This is a genomic window from Streptomyces sp. R44, from assembly GCF_041053105.1.
In the GTDB taxonomy this organism is placed as follows: Bacteria; Actinomycetota; Actinomycetes; order Streptomycetales; family Streptomycetaceae; genus Streptomyces.
Genome location: NZ_CP163444.1, coordinates 2,943,655 through 2,964,285, shown reverse-complemented (window position 1 = coordinate 2,964,285; position 20,631 = coordinate 2,943,655). Strand labels below are relative to the sequence as shown.

Sequence of the window (20,631 nt, the reverse complement as noted above, 5' to 3'; positions counted from 1 at the left end):
ACGGCCGGAGGGGGACGAGGATCCGGACGGGAGGGTGACCCAAGTGCTCGGCGACAACGGCAGGGTGTCCTATGGGTGCACGGCCTGCGGCCACAGCTGGAGCTGATTGATGGGTGCACACAGGCGGAAGTGCGACTGGTGCGGCAGCGGCACGCCCATCGTGCGCGACATGGACCCCGTCAACCCCGGGTTCCAGTACTGGTGCGAGGAGTGCGCGCGGGCGCTGATCATAAAAGGCGACCCCATCGAGACCTACCGTGAGCTGGAGGGGGAGCCGATCTACGGTCGGCTCCTCGACGAGCACTGCACCCTCAAGCGGTTCTACTCCTTCGCGACGGCCTGACGTCCTTCGCCACGTGCCGACGCCCGCAGCGTCAGCGCGTACCCGACGAACAGGGCCGTCGCCGTCAGCGGATAGATCGCCGACAGCAGCATCTGCCCCGCGTTCTGGTCCAGTTCGGGGCGGCCCGGGTCGTGCGGGACCCACCACAGCGCGAACGAGGCGAAGGCCAGTGCCACCGCCCCCGTCACCGGCCACGCGCGCGTGGCGCGGTCCGCGAGCAGGATCAGCAGGGGCACGCACCAGACCCAGTGGTGGGACCAGGAGATCGGGCTGATCATCAGCGCCGTGAACGCGCAGACGACCACGGCCACCGCCTTGTCGCCGCGCACCGCCGCCCGCACCGCGAGCACCATCGCCGCGCCGCCCAGGACGGCCGCGGTCACCGCCCACCACATGCCCGGGTCGTCCGTGTGCATCAGCCGGGCCAGGACCCCGCGGATCGACTGGTTCGCGGTCTCCTCGGCGAAGCCGACCCGGCCGGTCTCGAACAGGGTCTCCGTCCAGAACCGCTTCGAGTCCGCGGGCAGGGCGAGCGCCACGGCCAGCGTCGTTCCGAGAAACACCCCGGTCGCCGTCAGCGCGGTGCGCAGCCACTGGTTCATGCCCCGGTCCCTGCGCCACAGCAACAGACCGGCGGCGAGCAGAAGGACCACGAAGAGTCCCGGTGTGAGCTTCACCGCGGTCGCCAGGCCGATGCCCAGGCCGGCCCAGCGGCTGCCCTCGCGGCGGGTGAGGTCCCAGAGCACCGCCACCGCTATGAGCAGGTTGATCTGGCCGTACCGCAGGGTCGTCCACACCGGCTCGCACCAGACCACGACCGCGGCGACCCAGAGCGTCGTGCGCCACAGGTCGGTCCGGGACAGCGAGGGGCGCACCAGCTGGAGCGACAGCTGTACCAGGGCGACCACCAGGAGCAGGTTCCCCGCCGTGGTGAGCGTCCGCATCAGCGGGACGCCCACCAGGGTCAGCGGGACGAACAGCAGAGCCGCGAACGGCGGGTAGGTCATGCCGAGGTTCGCCGAGGTCGCGCGCATCGCGTACAGGTCGCCGCCGGCCCGGACCGTCTCGCCCTCGGCCCGGTAGACCATCACGTCGAGCATGTTCACGTGGGCGAGGCGTTGCGCCACCCAGAAGGCGACGAACGAGAGCAGACAGACCGCCGCGGCGGTGGCCAGGGGCCACGGCCGGGCGCGGGTTCGGGAGAGCACGGAGACGGACACAACCGGCGACCCTACCCGGGGCCCCGTACGGGGCGGAGAAACCGATTTGGCGATCTGCCGGGCGGGCCGTTACTGTTCTGTCCGTCGCCGCGAGCGAGAGTGAAGCGGGGACGACAAATCGAGGGGCTATAGCTCAGTTGGTAGAGCGCCTGCATGGCATGCAGGAGGTCAGGAGTTCAATTCTCCTTAGCTCCACAGAACGGAAGTGAGCCATCCGTATTGGATGGCTCGTGCCGATTCTGCGGTAATCTGAATAATTCCGCACACGCGGGGCTATAGCTCAGTTGGTAGAGCGCCTGCATGGCATGCAGGAGGTCAGGAGTTCAATTCTCCTTAGCTCCACAGAAGAGAAGCGGGCCACTCGGATCGAGTGGCCCGCTTCTTCGTGTCCGGCCCCTCCGAGAGCCCCTGCGGTCGCTCCGCTCCGTGGAACGCCGGTGCGGCCCGCTCGGGCCCTGCGGTACCCTGGCGCCATGCGTGCCGTACGCCTCCTGCTTACCGAGCCGCGCTGACCAGTCCCGACGGGTGACAGACATCCCGTCGGAGTCGGCGCGGCATCCCCTCCTGTGCGAGGGGATTTTTCATTTCGGGCAGTTCGTGGCAGTGGGCAGAGACGATCGATGGAGCATCAAGGACCATGACCGAGATCACGACGGCCGCCGAGACGGCGGCCCCTCATCGCTACACGGCGGCCATGGCCGCCGACATCGAGGCACGCTGGCAGGACTTCTGGGACGCCGAGGGAACCTACGAGGCGCCGAACCCCACCGGTGACCTGGCGGGCGACCCCGCGGTCGCCGCCCTGCCCAAGAAGTTCATCATGGACATGTTCCCGTACCCCTCGGGTGCGGGCCTGCACGTCGGCCACCCGCTGGGCTACATCGCCACGGACGTCTTCGCCCGCCACGCGCGCATGACCGGCCACAACGTGCTGCACACCCTGGGCTTCGACGCCTTCGGCCTGCCGGCCGAGCAGTACGCCGTGCAGACGGGCACGCACCCGCGTGTGTCCACCGAGGCCAACATGGAGAACATGAAGGTCCAGCTGCGCCGGCTGGGCCTGGGCCACGACAAGCGCCGGTCGTTCGCCACGATCGACCCGGACTACTACAAGTGGACCCAGTGGATCTTCCTGCAGATCTTCAACTCCTGGTACGACGACGAGGCCGAGAAGGCCCGTCCGATCGCCGAGCTGATCGAGCAGTTCGAGAACGGCACGCGTGAGGTCCCCGGCACGCGCGCGTGGAGCGAGCTGAGCGCCGCCGAGCGCTCCGACGTCCTGGGCGAGTACCGCCTGGCCTACGCCTCCGACGCGCCCGTCAACTGGTGCCCCGGCCTGGGCACCGTCCTGGCCAACGAGGAGGTCACCGCCGACGGCCGCTCCGAGCGCGGCAACTTCCCCGTCTTCAAGGCCAAGCTGCGCCAGTGGAACATGCGGATCACCGCCTACGCGGACCGTCTGCTGGACGACCTGGACGCACTGGACTGGCCCGAGGCCATCAAGCTGCAGCAGCGGAACTGGATCGGCCGCTCCGAGGGCGCCCGCGTCGACTTCCAGGTCGGCGACACCGGTGCCATCACCGTCTTCACCACCCGCCAGGACACCCTGTTCGGCGCCACCTACATGGTCCTGGCCCCCGAGCACGACCTGGTCGAGAAGATCGTCCCGGCCGCCTGGCCCGAGGGCACCCACGAGGTGTGGACCGGCGGTCACGCCACCCCCTCCGAGGCCGTCGACGCCTACCGCAAGCAGGCCGCCTCCAAGTCCGACGTCGAGCGCCAGGCCGAGGCCAAGGACAAGACCGGCGTCTTCACCGGCGCGTACGCGACCAACCCGGTCAGCGGCGCCCAGGTCCCGGTCTTCATCGCCGACTACGTCCTGATGGGCTACGGCACCGGCGCGATCATGGCCGTCCCCGCGCACGACAGCCGCGACTTCGCCTTCGCGCGCGCCTTCGAGCTGCCGATGCGCTGCGTCGTCGAGCCGAGCGACGACCGCGGCACCGACCCCTCCACCTGGGACGACGCCTTCTCCTCGTACGAGGCGAAGCTGGTCAACTCCGCCAACGACGAGATCTCCCTGGACGGCCTTGGCGTCGTCGACGCCAAGGCGAAGATCACCGCCTGGCTGGCCGACCGCGGCATCGGCGAGGGCACCGTCAACTTCCGGCTGCGCGACTGGCTGTTCAGCCGTCAGCGGTACTGGGGCGAGCCCTTCCCGATCGTCTACGACGAGGACGGCGTCGCCCACTCGCTGCCCGAGTCGATGCTGCCCCTGGAGCTGCCGGAGGTCGAGGACTACTCGCCGCGCACCTTCGACCCCGACGACGCGGACACCCAGCCGGAGACCCCGCTGTCCCGCAACCAGGACTGGGTCAACGTCACCCTGGACCTGGGTGACGGCCGCGGTCCGCAGCGCTACCGGCGCGAGACCAACACCATGCCCAACTGGGCCGGCTCCTGCTGGTACGAGCTGCGCTACCTGGACCCGCACAACTCCGAGAAGCTGGTCGACCCCGCGGTCGAGCAGTACTGGATGGGCCCCCGCGAGGGCATGCCGACCGGCGGCGTCGACCTGTACGTCGGCGGCGCCGAGCACGCCGTGCTGCACCTGCTGTACGCGCGCTTCTGGTCCAAGATGCTGTTCGACCTGGGCCACATCTCCTCGGCCGAGCCGTTCCACAAGCTGTACAACCAGGGCATGATCCAGGCCTTCGTCTACCGGGACGCCCGCGGCATCGCCGTGCCGGCGGCCGAGGTCGAGGAGCGGGACGGCGGCTTCTGGTACCAGGGCGAGAAGGTCAGCCGCGTCCTGGGCAAGATGGGCAAGTCCCTGAAGAACGCGGTCACGCCGGACGAGATCTGCTCCGAGTACGGCGCCGACACCCTGCGCCTCTACGAGATGGCGATGGGCCCGCTGGACGTGTCGCGCCCCTGGGACACGCGCGCGGTGGTCGGCCAGTACCGGCTGCTGCAGCGGCTGTGGCGCAACATCGTCGACGAGGCGACCGGTGAGGTCACGGTCGTCGACACCGCGGCCGACGAGGACACGCTGCGTGCCCTGCACAAGGCGATCGACGGCGTCGCGCAGGACATGGCCGCGATGCGCTTCAACACCGCCATCGCCAAGATCACCGAGCTGAACAATCACCTGACCAAGTCCGGTGGCGCGGTCTCCCGGCCGGTCGCCGAGCAGCTGGTGCTGCTGGTCGCCCCGCTGGCCCCGCACATCGCCGAGGAGCTGTGGCGCAAGCTGGGCCACACCGACTCGGTCGTCCACCAGGACTTCCCGGTGGCCGACCCGGCGTACGTCGTCGACGAGACCGTGACCTGCGTCGTGCAGATCAAGGGCAAGGTCAAGGCCCGCCTGGAGGTCTCCCCGTCGATCACGGACGCGGAGCTGGAGACGCTGGCGCTGGCCGACCCGCACGTGGTCGCGGCGCTGGGCGACGCGCAGATCCGCAAGGTGATCGTGCGCGCGCCGAAGCTGGTCAACATCGTCGCCGGCTGACATCAGCCCTTCCCCTAGGGGAAGCGTGGGGGCAGGTTGAGGGTTCGAATGGAACCGTCGGCCTGCCCCTTCCGTTTACCGTGGAAGAACCACAGCCGTGGGGATTCGACGGACGCGGAGGGGCCGCACATGGAAGCCACGATTATCACGATCATGGCGCTGCTCTTCTTGTCCTTCGTGGCGCTCGGGGTGTTCGTCACCGTGAAGGTCGCGAAGGCCGCCAAGCGCGGCGTCGACCGCACCATCGACCAGGCCCGGCGCACGGTCGAGGACACCACCCTGCGGGCCAAGAGCTTCGGCCAGGGCGGGGCCGCCGGGGAACTGGCCCGGCTGCGGCTCTCGCTGCGCACCTCGATGCGCGCCACCCAGGAGGCACTGCAGGCGGGCGTCGCCGAGGACGCCTCGCTGAAGGAGTCGCTCGACCTGTTCCACCGGCTCAGCGCCCACGGACTCGAACTCGACGCGGATCTCAAGCGCCTGGAGCGCGAGCCCGACCGGGCCTGGGTGACCGGGCAGCTTCCCGAACTCGCCGCGCGGACCGAGCGGATCACCGGCTCGGCCGACGCGCTGCGGCGCGCCGCCCGGGACCGGGCACTGAAGTTCGCGGAGGACGACCTGTCGACGCTCAGCGCGCAGATCGACGTCGAGGCGGGTGCCCTGCGCCATTGGACGGGGCCGGAGAGCGCCTCGGGGGCCGCCACCTCCGGGACGACGCCGGGAGCCACGTCGGGGACGGCCCGGGCGGCCGGTCCTCCCGGGGCGGGGGCCGGCGAGCCGTCCGCGATCGCCGGGCCCGACCCCCGGCGCACCGCCTACCCCTGGGAGAAGTCGGCCCGCCCGGAGACCACCACCTGACGGAACGGGCCCCGGGGAAGCCCGCCGGGGCGCGGACAGACGTCCGGTGGGGGGCCGGGCTGCCGTGCGACAGCCTCGGCGGGTAACCTCCCGCTCATGTCCCGGCATGTCGCGATCGTCACCGATTCCACGGCCTACCTGCCACGCCAGACGAGGGAGCGGCACGCCATCACCACGGTCCCGCTGACCGTCGTCATCGGCGACCGCGCCCTTGAGGAGGGCACCGAGATCTCGGCGAAGGCCCTTGCCGAGGCCCTGCAGAAGCGCCGGCCCGTCACCACCTCGCGGCCGAGCCCCGAGGTCTTCGCCGAGGCCTACCGCGAGGCCGCCGCGGCGGGCGCGAAAGGCGTCGTCTCGCTCCATCTGTCCGCCGAGGTCTCCGGGACCTACGACGCCGCCGTGCTCGCCGCCAAGGACGCGCCGTTGCCCGTACGGGTCGTGGACACCCGCATGGTCGGCATGGCGCTGGGCTTCTGCGCCCTCGCGGCGGCGGAGGTCGCGGAAGCCGGCGGTTCCCTCGACGAGGCGGTCGCGGCGGCCGAGAAGCGCGCCGCGGGCACCTCCGCCTACTTCTACGTCGACACCCTGGACTATCTGCGCAGGGGTGGCCGCATCGGCGCCGCACAGGCACTGCTCGGGTCCGCGCTCGCCGTGAAGCCGCTCCTCGAACTCGACGGCGGGCGGATCGAACTGCGGGAGAAGGTGCGAACGGCCTCGAAGGCGATCGCGCGCCTGGAGGAGATCGCCGTGGAGCGAGCCGGCTCCGGGCCCGTCGACATCGCCGTGCACCACCTCTCCGCACCGGAGCGGGCCGACGCACTCGCGGACCGGCTCGCGGAACGGGTACCGGGAATCGAGGCACTCCAGGTCAGCGAGGTGGGCGCGGTCATCGGCGCCCACACCGGCCCCGGGCTCCTCGCGGTCGTGGTCTCGCCGCGCTGAGACCTGTCTTCCCACCGCGCCGAGACCCGTCGTCTCAGCGGGTCGAGTCCCGTCGTCTCAGCGGGCCGAGTCCCGGCCGTCCCTCGCAAGGGTGAGGGAGTTTTCCACAGCGGAGCGCCTGTCCACGGAAGACGACTGAGCTCCGCACGGGCCTGCCGTGATCTCTACCGTCACGGACATGACTCTTCGTACACGTATCTCATCGACCACCTCCAGGACCCGGGGCAGGGCGGGTGGCCCGACCAGCGGGCCCGGTAGGGCGCCCGGTTCGGACGGGCGCAGTCGACCCGCAGGGCGCGGCTCGCCCGCAGGCCGGGCACGAAGGCGCGCCACGGTGGGCCGGGTCCTCGGAATGCCGGGGGAGGTCGTACGGCGGCGGGGGGACGCCCTGTTTCCCACGGCGACACCACCGGTTCCGGTGGTGGCACCGCCTCCGGTGCGCGTGCCGGAGGTGCCGGAGGTCCGGGAGGTGCCGGAGGCGCCGGAGCGTGGTTCCCCGCCAGGGGTACGGGAGCGGCTGGCCGCCCGGCTCCGGGACCGGACTCCGGTGTGGGTGCAGACCAGGTGCGGGCTGGAGCCGAGGGCGCTGGCCGCGCTGACGGTGGTCCTGCTCGTGGCCGCGGGCCTCGCGGGCGGCTACTTCTGGACCGGGCGGCCGGAGCCGGTGCGCGCTCCCGAACTCGTCCGCGCCGCCGTCCCCGCCCCCGCGGCCGCCGTGCCCGCGCCCACGCCGGCGTCGAAGGCCGGTCCGGGGCCGGAGGCCGGGGCTTCCGGGGCGCGGGTCGTCGTCGACATCGGCGGCAAGGTGCGCAGGCCGGGGGTGCTGACCCTGCCGGCCGGCTCGCGAGTGGCGGACGCCCTGCGGGCGGCGGGTGGGGCGGAGCCGGGCGCCGATCTCACCGGGGTCAACCGGGCCCGTGTCCTGTTCGACGGTGAGCAGGTCCTGGTCGGTCTTCCCGGGCCCCCGGCCGGCGGTTCGGGCCCGGGCGGCGACGGTGCGGGCGGTGGTGCGCCGGGGGCGCCGCTGAGCCTCAACACCGCCACGGCCGAGCAGCTCGACGGCCTCCCGGGTGTGGGGCCCGTACTCGCCCAGCACATCGTCGACCACAGGACGGAGCACGGTGGCTTCCGGTCGGTCGGGGAGCTGCGGGAGGTCAACGGCATCGGTGAGCGCCGGTTCGCCGATCTCGAACCGCTGGTCCGGCCATGAAGCACGACGAGGTGACCGGCGAGGAACCCGGGGCGCCCGGGCCGGTGCGGCGGGAGGAGCCGGTCGATCTCCGGCTCGTCCCCCTCGCGGTGGCGGCCTGGGCGGCGGCGGCCTGTGCCGTGGGCGCCACCGGGTGGTGGGCGGTGGCCGGTGTCACCGTCTGCCTGGTCGGGGCGCTGGTCCTGTTGGCACGACGGCCGGTTCGGGGGCCCGACGGCCCGGGTGGCGGTCCGGGCGCCGCCCTACCGGGGGCGACTCCCGGGTGGCGGTTACGGGCGACCGCGTGGGCGGGGGTGCTGCTCTGCGCCGCGGCCGGGGCCACCTCGGCCGGGCTGCACGCGGCGGACCTGCGGCGGGGGCCCGTGCCCGAACTGGCACGGGAGTACGCCCGGGCGCGGCTGGAGGTGGCGGTGACCTCCGATCCACGGCTCACCCGGCCCAAGGTCCGGGGCAACGCGATGGCGCCGGTCTCGATCGTCCTGGACGGCGAGGTGACCCGGGTCGAGCGGTCGGACGGCTCGGTCCACCGGACCCGGACGCCGGTCCTGATGATCGTGCCGTCGGGTGCGGGACGGGAGGAATGGCTGCGGCTCCTGCCCTCCACCCGGCTGCGGGTCGGCGGCCGGCTCGCGCCGCCGCTGCGCGCCGGAGAGCCCTTCGCGGCGGTGCTCAAGGTCGACGGGGCCGGACCGCCGCGGATCGTCGGACCGCCGAGCGCGCTGCAACGGACGGCGGGGGACCTGCGCGCAGGGCTGCAGAGGGCGACCGAGGGGCTCGATCCGGACGCGAGGGCGTTGCTGCCCGGACTGGTCGTCGGGGACACCTCCCGGATCGGACCCGAGCTGCGGGACGCGTTCGAGGCGACCGACCTCACCCACCTGCTGGCCGTGTCCGGGAGCAACCTCACCGTCGTGTTGCTGCTGCTCATCGGGCGGCCCGGGCGGGCGCACCAGGTGGAGCGGGGTGGGCTCGCCCCACGGATCGGGTTGTCCCTGAGGTTCACGGCGCTGGCCGGGGGAGGGCTGACGCTGGCCTTCGTGATCGTCTGCCGACCCGATCCGAGCGTGCTGCGCGCCGCGGCCTGTGGGCTCGTCGCCCTCCTCGCGATCGGGACCGGGCGCCGGAGATCGCTGATCCCGGCGCTGGCGGCGGTCGTCCTCGTCCTGGTGCTCTACGACCCCTGGCTCGCGCGCAGTTACGGCTTTCTGCTGTCGGTCCTGGCGACCGGGTCGCTGCTGACGATCGCCCCGCGCTGGAGCGAGGCGTTGCGCCGGCGTCGGGTGCCCGGCCGGCCGGCCGAGGCGCTGGGCGCGGCTCTGGCGGCGCAGGCGGTGTGTGCGCCGGTCGTGGTGGTCTTCGCGGCCCGGGTGAGTCTGGTCGCCGTCCCGGCGAACCTCGTCGCCGAACTCGCGGTGGCGCCGGCGACGGTGTGCGGGTTCGCCACGCTCGCCCTCGCGGCGGTCTGGATGCGGGCCGCGGAGGGGCTCGCGTGGGTGGCGGGGTGGCCGGCCGGGTGGCTGGCACGGGTGGCCCGCACGGGCGCCTCGTTGCCGGGGGCCGAGCTGGCCTGGCCCGGCGGGTGGTGGGGCGGCCTCGCGCTGGCGCTGCTCACGGCGCTGGTGGTCCTCGGGGCGCGCAGGCTGCCGTCCCGGAGGTGGGTCGGCGTGATCGTCGCCGGGGTGCTGCTGCTCGTGGTGGTGCGGCCGGTGCCGCTGGCCCGGTGGGTCACCGGGTGGCCGCCGCCGGGTTGGGTGTTCGCGATGTGCCAGGTGGGGCAGGGGGACGCGACGGTGCTGGCGGCGGGCGGGGACTCCGCCGTCGTGGTGGACGCGGGCCCGGATCCCGTACCGGTGGATCGCTGTCTGCGTGAACTCGGGGTGCGCCGGGTGCCGTTGCTGGTGCTCACCCATTTCCACGCGGACCATGTCGCCGGACTTCCCGGGGTGTTGCGGGGGAGGGCGGTGGGCGCGATCCAGACCACGGGACTCGAAGAGCCGCCCGGCCAGGCCGCGTTCGTGCGGCGGACGGCGGCCGCCGCCGGGGTGCCGCTGATCCGCGCGGGGCCGGGCGAGCGGCGGAGGGTGGGGGCCCTGGAGTGGCGGGTGCTCTGGCCGTGGGCGGGTGGCGGGGAGCCGGCCGGCTCGGGGGCGTCCGTGGGGGCCGGGGAGGGCGGCGATGGGCCCAACGACGCCAGTGTGACGCTGCTCGTCCGTACCGCCGGAGGGCTGAGTCTGCTGCTCCTCGGGGATCTCGAACCGCCGGCCCAGCGGGCGTTGGTGCGGGTTCATCCGGGGCTCGGGCCGGTGGATGTGCTCAAGGTCGCCCATCACGGTTCCGCGCACCAGGACCCGGGCCTGATGCGGCTGGTGCGGCCGAGACTCGCGCTGGTCTCGGCGGGGAGCGGCAACCCGTACGGACATCCGGCGCCCCGGACCCTTGAGGCGCTGCGGGCGGGCGGTGCGCGGGTGCTGCGGACGGATCGGGACGGGGCCGTCGCGGTGGTGGGGGCGGGGCGGGGGCTCGTGGCCGTACCGGGAGGAGGGTGAGGTCGCCGCCGAGGCTGCTTGTAGAGAAATGCTTGTAAAGAAGTCTTTCTAAAGATACCTTTTCATCATGCCGGAGATCAGCGAACCGCAGCCCGGGGGCGAACAGCCCCGCAGCATCCGACTCACCGACCCGCGCGCCCTGCGGGCCTACGCCCACCCGCTGCGGATGACGCTGGTGGGGCTGCTGCGCAGCAGCGGGCCCTTCACCGCCACCCGGGCCGCCGAGCTGACCGGCGAATCCGTGGCCAGCTGCTCGTACCACCTGCGGATACTCGCCAAGTACGGGCTGGTGGAGGAGGCGCCCGGCGGACGGGGGAGGGAGAAGCCCTGGCGGGCCACCGCCCGGTACACCGAATGGCCGGACCACAGCGAGGACGCGACGGTCGCCGACGCGGCCGACGCGCTCAGCGCCGCCGTCGTCGAGCGCTACTTCGAGCGGGTCACCCGGGCCATCGAGAACCGGCACCGGCTGCCGAGGGAATGGCGGGAGGCCGAGCAGTTCGGCGACTCCCTGCTCCACCTCACCCCCGAGGAGCTGGCCGGCCTCGGAGAGCGGATCGACGAACTGCTCCGGCCCTACGAGGCGCGTGGGTCCGAGCCGGCCCTCAGGCCCGAGGGCGCCCGGCCCGTCAGCATCCTGCGGATCGCCTACCTGGACCAGGACATCCCCGACAGCGAAGAGGAGTGACCGAGATGGCCCTCGTGGAACGCGTACCGGCGCTGCTGCGCGAGCGCACCTTCCGCCGCTACTGGACCGGCCAGACCGTCTCCCTCGCCGGGGACCAGATCTCGCTCATCGCGATCCCGCTCGCCGCCGTCCTGGTCCTCGGCGCGGACGCCACGGCGATGGGCCTGCTCAAGACGGCCGAACTCCTGCCCGCCCTGCTGCTCAACCTGCCGCTCGGCGCCTGGGCCGACCGGCAGAGGAGCCGCAGGCGCGCCATGATCGCGGCCGACATCGCGCGGGCGGCGCTGTTGCTGACCCTCCCCGTCGCCTACGCGCTGGACTCGCTGACGCTCGGTCAGCTGTACGCGGTGGCCTTCGGGGTCGGCGCGCTCACCGTGCTCTTCGAGGTCTGCAACACCACGCTGTTCGTCGCCCTCGTCCCCACCGAGCGTTATGTCCAGGCGAACTCGCTGGTCAACGGCAGCCGTTCGATGGCCTGGCTGGCGGGACCCGGTGTCGGGGGTCTGCTCGTGCAGTTCCTCACCGCGCCGTTCGCGCTGGTCGCGGACGCCCTCACGTATCTGGCGTCGGCCGGATACCTGACCCGGGTCAAGCCGGTCGAGCCTCCGCCGGCGCCCGTCGCCAAGGGGCACTTCACCGAGGGGCTGCGCTGGGTGGTCCGGGAGCGTTCGATGCGCGCCCTCTTCGCGGCCTCCGGCACGGTCCAGTTCTTCAACTTCATGTTCAGCACCCTCTTCGTGCTGTACGCGACCACCGAACTCGGCATCGGCGCGGGCCTGCTCGGCCTCGTGCTCGCGGCCGGAGCCGTGGGCGGCCTTCTCGGGGCGTTGTGGAGCGGGGCGGTCGTCCGGCGGATCGGGATCGGGGGCTCGCTCGTCCTCGGCTTCCTCGGATTCACGACACCGCTGCTCCTGGTGCCCCTGGCGGGCGGTCCGCTTCCGCTGGTGATGGGCGTCCTGTTCGTCGCGGAGTTCCTCTCCTGCGCCGGGGTGATGATCGTGGACGTCGCCGCGGGATCGTTCCAGATGGCGGCGATACCCGACGCCGTGCGAGCGAGGGTCATGGGCGCCTTCCGCACGCTCAACCACGGTTTCCGCCCGCTCGGCGCGCTCGCCGGCGGTCTGCTCGGCACCGCGATCGGGCTGCGCCCCACGCTGTGGATCGCCACCGTCGGAGCAGTCCTCGCCGTGCTCTGGCTGCTGCCCTCGCCGCTGCCGAAGATGCGGGAACTTCCCGTGAGGGAAGGGGAATCCGTGCCTGTGGGATAGGGAAAGGGGAGTGAGGTGTGGATCATGGGGAGGCAGACTGCCGGTATGACCACACATGAACCTGCCGCCATCGACGCCTATCTCCGCCGCATCGGGGCGGAGCGGCCGGCGGCCGCGGACGCCGCCGCGCTGCGCGAGCTGCATCTGCGGCACCTGCGGACCGTGCCTTTCGAGAACCTCTCCATCCACCTCGGCGAGCCCGTCGTCCTGGACGAGAAGGCGCTCCTCGACAAGGTGGTGGGCGCCCGGAGGGGCGGGTTCTGCTACGAGGTCAACACGGCGTTCGCCGTACTGCTGCGGGGGCTCGGATACGAGGTCGCGCTGCTCCAGGCGCGGGTGATCGGGCCGGACGGGGCGCCGGGCATCCCGTACGACCACATGGCGCTGCTGGTGGAGACGGCGGAGGGGGAGCGGTGGCTGGCCGACGTCGGGTTCGGCGACCACAGCCACTACCCGCTGGCCTTCGACGCGCGCGACGACCAGGCGGACCCGGGCGGGGTCTTCCGGATCGTGGAGACCGCGGAGGGCGATCTGGACGTGCTCCGGGACGGGAAGCCGCAGTACCGGCTGGAGCGGCGGCCGCGGGAGCTCGCCGACTTCACGGCGGGCGCCTGGTACCACCAGACCTCGCCCGACTCGCACTTTCCGCGGTCCCTCATCTGTTCCCGGCTCACCGAGGACGGCCGGATCACCCTCAGCGCGCCGAAGCTGATCACCCGCGCGGGCGGCGAGCGCGAGGAGCGGATCCTCGACGGCGACGACGAGGTGAGGAGCGCGTACCGGGAGCTCTTCGGCATCGAGCTCGACGTGCTGCCGACCGTGCGTAAGCGGAATGCCTAATTCGGACCCTCGGTAACACTTGCCTCCACTTGCCCCGTTTGCCTCGAACGGCTCAACGGTGATCGAATGCCACTTCGTTGCATAGTGAACGAGTCGCACGGGGGTGCGTGAAGAATGTTCGATCGTCTCTTCGGGAAGCGTGCGGCGGGAGCCGTCCGCGGCGGTCCGCTCGCCGGTCTCGCCGTCCCCTCCTCGGCGGGCGTGCTCAGCTGCCGGGTCCTCGACCCCGTGTACGAACCCGTCCGCCAGGCCGAGTTCGTCGTCAGCGACACGGCGGGCCGCAAGGTCCTGGGCGGCGAGACCGACCCGTACGGCACGGTCCTCGCGACCGTGCCGGCGGGCGAGTACCGGGTCGCCATCACCTCCGAGGGCTACACGCCCTACCACGGCAGCGCCGTCGTCACCGAGGGCGAGCACGAGGGCCTCGGGGACGTCCTGCTCCAGGTCGCGCCCCAGCCGCAGCTCCCGGAGCCGGGCGACTGGGAGATCGACCCCCTGCACTCGCAGATCGGCTTCACCGCGCGCCACATCGGCCTCGCCAGGATCCACGGCCGGTTCAACAGCTTCGCGGGCGCGGTGCGGATCGCCGAGCGCATGGAGCAGTCGGCGATGCACGTCGTCATCGACGCGGCCTCCATCGACACCGGTGTGCAGATGCGCGACGACCACCTGCGCTCCGGCGACTTCCTCGACGTCGGCGCCTACCCGACGCTGGAGTTCTTCAGCGAGCGCTTCGTCCACCGGGGCGGCAGCCGCTGGGCCGTCACCGGGGCGCTCACCCTCCACGGCGTGAGCCGCACGGTGACCCTGGACACCCAGTATCTGGGCCTCGGGAACGGCCTGGAGGGCGAGACCCGGGGCGCCTGCCGGGCCACGACCGAGCTGCACCGCGAGGACTTCACGCTCACCTGGCAGACGCTGCTCGCCCGGGGGATCGCGGCGGTCGGGTCCAGCATCAGCATCGACCTCGACGTCCAGATCGTCCCCAAGAAGAGCTGACGGGCGCCGCCGGGCCCTACGGGGCTTCCAGCCAGCCCTCGTACTCGGCGGCCAGCTCGTCGAGCGCCGCCGGGTCGAGGCGGGCCTCCGGGTCCTCCACGACCACCAGCCACTGCGCGTCCTCGGCGTCGTCCTCCCCGGCCAGGGCGTCCCGTACGAGCTGCGGTTCCTCGGCCAGGCCGAAACGGTCGGGGAGCTCCCCGGCGACCTCCTCGGCGGCGTCGCGGTCGGGGAGTACCAGTACGTGTCGTTCACTCACCCCGCCATTCTCGTCCCCTTCGCGGGCGGTGGTGTCAGTGGCCCGTGGGATGCTGGATCGCGATGGCCACCAGAAAGACTTCCCCCGACGACCTCCTCGGCCCCGTGACGCTCGCCGTGGGGCAGGAGGACCTGCTCCTCGACCGAGCCGTCCAGGAGGTGGTGGCGGCCGCGCGGGCCGCCGACGCCGACACGGACGTGCGCGACCTCACCCCCGACCAGCTCCAGCCCGGGGGGCTGGCCGAGCTCACCAGTCCCTCGCTCTTCGCCGAGCGCAAGGTGCTGGTCGTGCGGAACGCACAGGACCTGTCCGCCGACACGGTCAAGGACGTCAAGGCGTACCTGGCCGACCCGATCGAGGACATCTCACTCGTCCTGCTCCACGCCGGCGGCGCCAAGGGCAAGGGGCTGCTCGACGCGGCGCGCAAGGCCGGGGCCCGGGAGGTCGCCTGCCCGAAGACGACCAAGCCGGCGGAACGGCTGACGTTCGTACGGCAGGAGTTCCGGACCCTTGGGCGGTCGGCCACGCCCGAGGCCTGCCAGGCGCTCGTCGACTCGATCGGCAGCGATCTGCGGGAGCTCGCCTCCGCGGTCTCCCAGCTCACGGCCGACGTGGACGGGACGATCGACGAGGCGGTCGTCGGGCGGTACTACACGGGTCGCGCCGAGGCCTCCTCCTTCAACGTCGCGGACCGTGCCGTCGAGGGGCGGGCGGCGGAGGCCCTGGAGGCCCTGCGCTGGTCCCTCTCGACCGGGGTCGCGCCCGTGCTCATCACCAGCGCGCTGGCCCAGGGCGTACGGGCGATCGGCAAGCTCTCCTCGGCGCGGGGCGGGCGGCCGGCCGACCTGGCGCGGGAGCTGGGCATGCCGCCCTGGAAGATCGACCGCGTACGGCAGCAGATGCGCGGCTGGACGCCCGACGGGGTGTCGCTGGCGCTGCGGGCGATCGCGGACGCGGACGCGGGGGTGAAGGGCGGGGGCGACGACCCGGAGTACGCCCTGGAGAAGGCGGTGGTCGCGGTGGCGCGGGCGGCGAGGATGCGGCGGGGCTAGCCGGCGGCGCGGGGTGCCGTGCGGCGCGGGTTGCCCGTGCGGTGCGGGGGGTTCCTCGTCGGTGCGGGCGCTGTGGGGTGCCGTCCGGCGGCTCCCCCACCCCGCCCCTTCCCGAAACCCTGCCGGGGGCTGGTGGGGGTTGAGGCGGGTTCCTCCGGGGGCTCCGCCCCCGGACCCCCAGTGGGGCGGCAGCTTCGCGCCGCCTTCCTGCTGGGGGCGGGCCCTCGAACCTTCCCAGTGGGGTGGCAGTTTCGCGCCGCCTCCCCCAGGCGCGGCCCGTCGGGCCGGCTTCGCGCCGTGCGTCCTGGGCGTCGTGGTCGGTGGCGTACGGCGAAGGCCCCATCGCTCCTGGGGAAGGAGGCAATGGGGCCTTCGGCGTTACAGATGGTGGTCTCGCGCCCGCGTGGCGAACGCGTCCGCGCGCGAGTCCGGGTGGCCGGGCGGGAGCGGGGTAGAGGGCCCGCTGGGTCCCGTACGGCCGATCACATCAGAGCTCAGCCCTGGAGGGAGGCAACCTTGGTGGCCAGCGCCGACTTCTTGTTGGCGGCGGCGTTCTTGTGGATGACACCCTTCGAGACAGCCTTGTCGAGCTGACGCGAGGCGGCGCGAGTGGCAACGGTGGCCTTCTCGAGGTCGCCGGCGGCGACAGCCTCACGGGCCTTGCGGATCGCGGTCTTGAGCGAGGACTTGACGGCCTTGTTGCGCAGGCGCGCCTTCTCGTTCGTCTTGTTCCGCTTGATCTGGGACTTGATGTTCGCCACGAAAAGAGCCTTTACAGGTTCGATGTTCCTTCTGGATGCGCCCCGCAGCTGAGAGGGCATGCGAGACACAGCTGTCCACAGTATCAGCCACCCTCGGGGCCGCCCAAACCGGGCACAGGGCGGCGGGCATGGGACCATGGTGTCTACGTATCCGTTCTGAACATCGCCCGAGACGAGATCCCTGCGTGCCCGCGACTCCTACCAACGTGCCCGAGCCGAGCCGTACCGACCCGGCTCTGATCCGCAACTTCTGCATCATCGCGCACATCGACCACGGCAAGTCCACGCTCGCCGACCGGATGCTCCAGCTGACCGGTGTGGTCGACCAGCGGCAGATGCGTGCCCAGTACCTCGACCGCATGGACATCGAGCGGGAGCGCGGCATCACGATCAAGTCCCAGGCGGTCCGGCTGCCGTGGGCGCCGACCGAGGGGCCGGCTCAGGGCAATACGCACATCCTGAACATGATCGACACTCCCGGGCACGTCGACTTCACGTATGAGGTCTCGCGCTCGCTGGCCGCCTGTGAGGGCACGATCCTGCTCGTCGACGCCGCGCAGGGCATCGAGGCGCAGACGCTCGCGAACCTGTACCTCGCGATGGAGAACGACCTCACGATCGTTCCCGTGCTCAACAAGATCGACCTGCCGGCCGCCCAGCCCGAGAAGTTCTCCGAAGAGCTCGCGAACCTCATCGGCTGCCAGCCGGAGGACGTCCTCAAGGTCTCCGCGAAGACCGGCATGGGCGTCGAGGCGCTCCTCGACCGCGTGGTCCAGGACGTTCCGGCCCCGGTCGGTGTCGCCGACGCCCCCGCCCGCGCGATGATCTTCGACTCCGTCTACGACTCCTACCGGGGTGTCGTGACCTACGTGCGTGTCGTCGACGGGCAGCTCAACAAGCGTGAGCGCATCCGGATGATGTCGACCGGAGCCACCCACGAGCTCCTGGAGATCGGTGTCTCCTCGCCCGAGATGACGTCGTCCGACGGTCTCGGCGTCGGCGAGGTGGGCTACATCATCACCGGCGTGAAGGACGTCCGTCAGTCCAAGGTCGGTGACACGATCACCTCCCTGAACCAGGGCGCCACCGAGCCGCTCGGCGGTTACAAGGACCCGAAGCCGATGGTCTTCTCGGGCCTCTACCCGCTGGACGGCTCCGAGTACCCGGACCTCCGCGAGGCCCTCGACAAGCTGCAGCTCAACGACGCCGCGCTGGTCTACGAGCCGGAGACCTCCGCCGCGCTCGGCTTCGGCTTCCGCGTCGGCTTCCTCGGTCTGCTCCACCTCGACGTGATCCGTGAGCGTCTGGAGCGCGAGTTCGGGCTCGACCTGATCGCCACCGCGCCGAACGTGGTCTACCGCGTCGTGATGGAGGACGGCAGCGAGCACACCGTCACCAACCCGAGCGAGTTCCCCGAGGGCAAGATCAGCGACGTGTTCGAGCCCGTCGTGCGCGCCACGATCCTCGCCCCGAGCGAGTTCATCGGCGCGATCATGGAGCTCTGCCAGACCCGTCGCGGCACCCTGATCGGCATGGACTACCTCTCCGAGGACCGGGTGGAGATCCGCTACACCCTGCCCCTCGCCGAGATCGTCTTCGACTTCTTCGACCAGCTGAAGTCCAAGACCCGCGGTTACGCCTCGCTCGACTACGAGCCCACCGGCGAGCAGGCCTCCAGCCTGGTCAAGGTCGACATCCTGCTGCACGGCGACAAGGTCGACGCCTTCTCGGCCGTCACCCACAAGGACGCCGCGTACGCCTACGGTGTCCGGCTCGTCGCCAAGCTGCGCGAGCTCATCCCGCGGCAGGCCTTCGAGGTGCCCATCCAGGCCGCCATCGGCTCCCGGGTCATCGCCCGCGAGACCATCCGCGCCATCCGGAAGGACGTCCTCGCCAAGTGCTACGGCGGTGACATCTCCCGTAAGCGGAAGCTGCTGGAGAAGCAGAAGGAAGGCAAGAAGCGCATGAAGATGGTCGGCTCGGTGGAGGTGCCCCAGGAGGCCTTCATCGCCGTGCTGTCGAGCGACGAGTCCTCCGGCAAGAAGAAGTAGCCGGCGGGCAGGAGTAGCTGCCTTATGCACCGAATGGGCCCACGTGCGAAGCGCACGTGGGCCTGTTCGTTATCCGTGGGCCCTTACGTGGCAGCATTCCGGCCTCTACTCTGATCCCGGCTCGAAGGTTACTCGCCAGTTAGTTACGAACCACCAGAAGGCACCGCCGCCGCCCGGAGGACGTCGTGAGCGACACACAGACCCAGATCGAGAACCGGCCGCCCTCCGTGGCGACCCTCTTCCTTGAGCGCGTCGAGCGGACCCCGGATGCGGAGGCCTACCGCTACCCGGTGCCCGCCGCCTCCGGCGCCGGCCCGGACGACTGGAAGTCGCTCAGCTGGGGACAGGCCGCCGAGCGGGTCTACGCGATCGCCGCCGGCCTCGTCGACCTCGGCGTCCAGGCCGAGGAGCGCGTCGCCCTCGCCTCCTCCACCCGGGTCGAGTGGATCCTCGCCGACCTCGGCGTGATGTGCGCGGGCGCCGCGACCACCACGGTCTACCCGCAGACGAACGCCGAGGAGTCGGCGTTCATCCTCTCCGACTCCGAGTCGAAGGTCCTCATCGCCGAGGACGCCGCCCAGCTGGCCAAGGCCGTCGAGCGCCGCGCCGAGCTGGCCGACCTCCGCCACGTCGTCGTCATCGACGCCACGGGTGTGGAGAGCGACGGCGAGTTCGTGCTCTCCCTCGCCGACCTGGAGGCGCGCGGCAAGGCCTATCTGGAGAAGCACCCCGAGGCCGTCAAGGAGCGGGTCGGCGCGATCACCTCCACGCAGCTCGCCACCCTCATCTACACCTCGGGCACCACCGGCCGCCCCAAGGGCGTCCGCCTCCCGCACGACAACTGGTCGTACATGGCCAAGGCCATCGCCGCCACCGGCCTCGTCACCCAGGAGGACGTCCAGTACCTCTGGCTGCCGCTCGCCCACGTCTTCGGCAAGGTCCTCACCTCCGGCCAGATCGAGGTCGGCCACGTCACCGCCGTCGACGGCCGCGTCGACAAGATCATCGAGAACCTGCCGGTCGTCCAGCCGACCTACATGGCGGCCGTGCCCCGCATCTTCGAGAAGGTCTACAACGGGGTCGCCGCCAAGGCCCGCGCCGGCGGCGGCGCCAAGTACAAGATCTTCCAGTGGGCCGCCGGCGTCGCCCGCGAGTACGCCAAGGCCACCCAGGACAACTTCCGCCGCACCGGCACCGCCTCCGCGCCCTTCGGCCTCTCGGCCAAGCACAAGGTCGCCGACGCCCTCGTCTACGGCAAGATCCGCGAGGCCTTCGGCGGCAACCTGCGCGCCTGCATCTCCGGCTCCGCCGCCCTCGCCCCCGAGATCGGCTACTTCTTCGCCGGCGCCGGCATCCACATCCTGGAGGGCTACGGCCTCACCGAGTCCTCCGCCGCCTCCTTCGTCAACCCGGGCGAGGCCTACCGCACCGGCACCGTCGGCAAGCCGCTCCCCGGCACCGAGGTCCGGATCGCCGACGACGGCGAGATCCTGCTGCGCGGCCCCGGCATCATGGAGGGCTACCACGGCCTGCCGGAGAAGACCTCCGAGGTCCTGGAGTCCGACGGCTGGTTCCACACCGGCGACATCGGCGAGCTGTCCGCCGACGGCTACCTCCGGATCACCGACCGCAAGAAGGACCTGATCAAGACGTCCGGCGGCAAGTACATCGCGCCGGCCGAGGTCGAGGGCCAGTTCAAGGCCGTCTGCCCGTTCGTCTCGAACATCCTCGTCCACGGCGCCGACCGGAACTTCTGCACCGCCCTCATCGCCCTCGACGAGCCCTCCCTCCTCGGCTGGGCCGCCGAGCACGGGCTGGACGGCAAGTCGTACGCGGAAGTCGTCGCCGCCCCGGAGACCGTCAAGCTCATCCAGGGCTACGTCGACCGCCTCAACGAGGGCCTCCAGCGCTGGCAGACGGTCAAGAAGTTCCGCCTGCTGCCGCGCGACCTCGACATCGAGCACGGCGAGCTCACCCCGTCGCTGAAGCTCAAGCGGCCGGTCGTCGAGCGCGAGTACAAGGACCTCATCGAGGAGATGTACTCGGGCTCGCGGGAGGCCTGAGCAGCGGCGGAGGACCTTCACCC

Annotated in this window: 16 protein-coding genes and 2 tRNA genes; 15 read left to right on the top strand and 3 right to left on the bottom strand. The window is 71.7% G+C overall.

From position 1 onward, the window contains the following. Window positions 1-109: 109 nt before the first annotated feature. Window positions 110-343 (top strand): hypothetical protein, encoded by a 234-nt coding sequence (locus AB5J54_RS13745; RefSeq protein WP_015033559.1) that lies wholly within the window; start codon window positions 110-112, stop codon window positions 341-343. Here the strand turns inward: AB5J54_RS13745 and AB5J54_RS13740 are convergent. Continuing rightward, on the bottom strand, window positions 322-1,563 hold the full coding sequence (locus AB5J54_RS13740) for a glycosyltransferase 87 family protein (protein ID WP_369144207.1): 1,242 nt from the start codon (window positions 1,561-1,563) through the stop codon (window positions 322-324). The two genes, AB5J54_RS13745 and AB5J54_RS13740, sit on opposite strands and share 22 nt — an antisense overlap. Before the next feature lie 122 nt (window positions 1,564-1,685). On the opposite strand from AB5J54_RS13740, the gene AB5J54_RS13735 reads away from it, so the two are divergent. From AB5J54_RS13735 to AB5J54_RS13685, 11 genes are all read left to right on the top strand, one after another. Next, a tRNA-Ala gene (locus AB5J54_RS13735) sits at window positions 1,686-1,758 on the top strand. 74 nt (window positions 1,759-1,832) lie between these two features. Further along, window positions 1,833-1,905, top strand: a tRNA-Ala gene (locus AB5J54_RS13730). Window positions 1,906-2,200: 295 nt separating this feature from the next. Beyond that, a complete protein-coding gene (gene leuS / locus AB5J54_RS13725; RefSeq protein ID WP_369144206.1) occupies window positions 2,201-5,074 on the top strand; it encodes a leucine--tRNA ligase in 2,874 nt (957 codons plus the stop codon). Window positions 5,075-5,203: 129 nt separating this feature from the next. After that, window positions 5,204-5,929 carry a hypothetical protein gene (locus AB5J54_RS13720; protein ID WP_369144205.1) on the top strand — a complete coding sequence of 242 codons (726 nt, stop codon included), beginning with the start codon at window positions 5,204-5,206 and terminating at the stop codon, window positions 5,927-5,929. Window positions 5,930-6,025: 96 nt separating this feature from the next. Further along, window positions 6,026-6,871, top strand: coding sequence for a DegV family protein (locus AB5J54_RS13715; protein WP_369144204.1), 846 nt, complete (start codon window positions 6,026-6,028; stop codon window positions 6,869-6,871). 436 nt (window positions 6,872-7,307) lie between these two features. Beyond that, entirely contained in the window at window positions 7,308-8,081 is a 774-nt protein-coding gene (locus AB5J54_RS13710) for a helix-hairpin-helix domain-containing protein (RefSeq protein WP_369144203.1), read from the top strand. Beyond that, window positions 8,078-10,627: a ComEC/Rec2 family competence protein gene (locus tag AB5J54_RS13705; RefSeq protein ID WP_369144202.1), complete on the top strand. Its 2,550-nt coding sequence runs from the start codon at window positions 8,078-8,080 to the stop codon at window positions 10,625-10,627. The genes AB5J54_RS13710 and AB5J54_RS13705 overlap by 4 nt, the downstream gene beginning before the upstream one ends. Before the next feature lie 67 nt (window positions 10,628-10,694). Continuing rightward, complete coding sequence (locus AB5J54_RS13700) at window positions 10,695-11,315, top strand: winged helix-turn-helix domain-containing protein (RefSeq protein WP_369144201.1); 621 nt, start codon at window positions 10,695-10,697, stop codon at window positions 11,313-11,315. Further along, window positions 11,312-12,583 (top strand): MFS transporter, encoded by a 1,272-nt coding sequence (locus AB5J54_RS13695; RefSeq protein ID WP_369144200.1) that lies wholly within the window; start codon window positions 11,312-11,314, stop codon window positions 12,581-12,583. Before AB5J54_RS13700 ends, AB5J54_RS13695 begins: the two co-directional genes overlap by 4 nt. Window positions 12,584-12,628: 45 nt before the next feature. Continuing rightward, window positions 12,629-13,423, top strand: coding sequence for an arylamine N-acetyltransferase (locus AB5J54_RS13690; protein ID WP_369144199.1), 795 nt, complete (start codon window positions 12,629-12,631; stop codon window positions 13,421-13,423). 114 nt (window positions 13,424-13,537) lie between these two features. Continuing rightward, window positions 13,538-14,422 (top strand): YceI family protein, encoded by an 885-nt coding sequence (locus AB5J54_RS13685; protein ID WP_369144198.1) that lies wholly within the window; start codon window positions 13,538-13,540, stop codon window positions 14,420-14,422. 16 nt (window positions 14,423-14,438) lie between these two features. Here the strand turns inward: AB5J54_RS13685 and AB5J54_RS13680 are convergent, their stop codons facing one another. Next, the gene (locus AB5J54_RS13680) at window positions 14,439-14,681 is read right to left on the bottom strand and encodes a hypothetical protein (RefSeq protein WP_369144197.1); all 243 of its coding nucleotides are present in this window, start codon (window positions 14,679-14,681) and stop codon (window positions 14,439-14,441) included. 62 nt (window positions 14,682-14,743) lie between these two features. Here AB5J54_RS13680 and holA point away from each other — a divergent pair, with 62 nt between their 5' ends. Beyond that, entirely contained in the window at window positions 14,744-15,733 is a 990-nt protein-coding gene (gene holA / locus AB5J54_RS13675; protein WP_369144196.1) for a DNA polymerase III subunit delta, read from the top strand. Window positions 15,734-16,227: 494 nt separating this feature from the next. Here the strand turns inward: holA and rpsT are convergent, their stop codons facing one another. Next, window positions 16,228-16,494 (bottom strand): 30S ribosomal protein S20, encoded by a 267-nt coding sequence (gene rpsT, locus AB5J54_RS13670; RefSeq protein ID WP_188270270.1) that lies wholly within the window; start codon window positions 16,492-16,494, stop codon window positions 16,228-16,230. A gap of 185 nt (window positions 16,495-16,679) precedes the next feature. Between rpsT and lepA the strand changes: the two genes are divergently transcribed. Beyond that, complete coding sequence (gene lepA / locus AB5J54_RS13665) at window positions 16,680-18,545, top strand: translation elongation factor 4 (protein WP_369144195.1); 1,866 nt, start codon at window positions 16,680-16,682, stop codon at window positions 18,543-18,545. Window positions 18,546-18,730: 185 nt separating this feature from the next. Continuing rightward, window positions 18,731-20,608 (top strand): long-chain fatty acid--CoA ligase, encoded by a 1,878-nt coding sequence (locus tag AB5J54_RS13660; protein WP_369144194.1) that lies wholly within the window; start codon window positions 18,731-18,733, stop codon window positions 20,606-20,608. The last annotated feature ends 23 nt before the right edge of the window (window positions 20,609-20,631 follow it).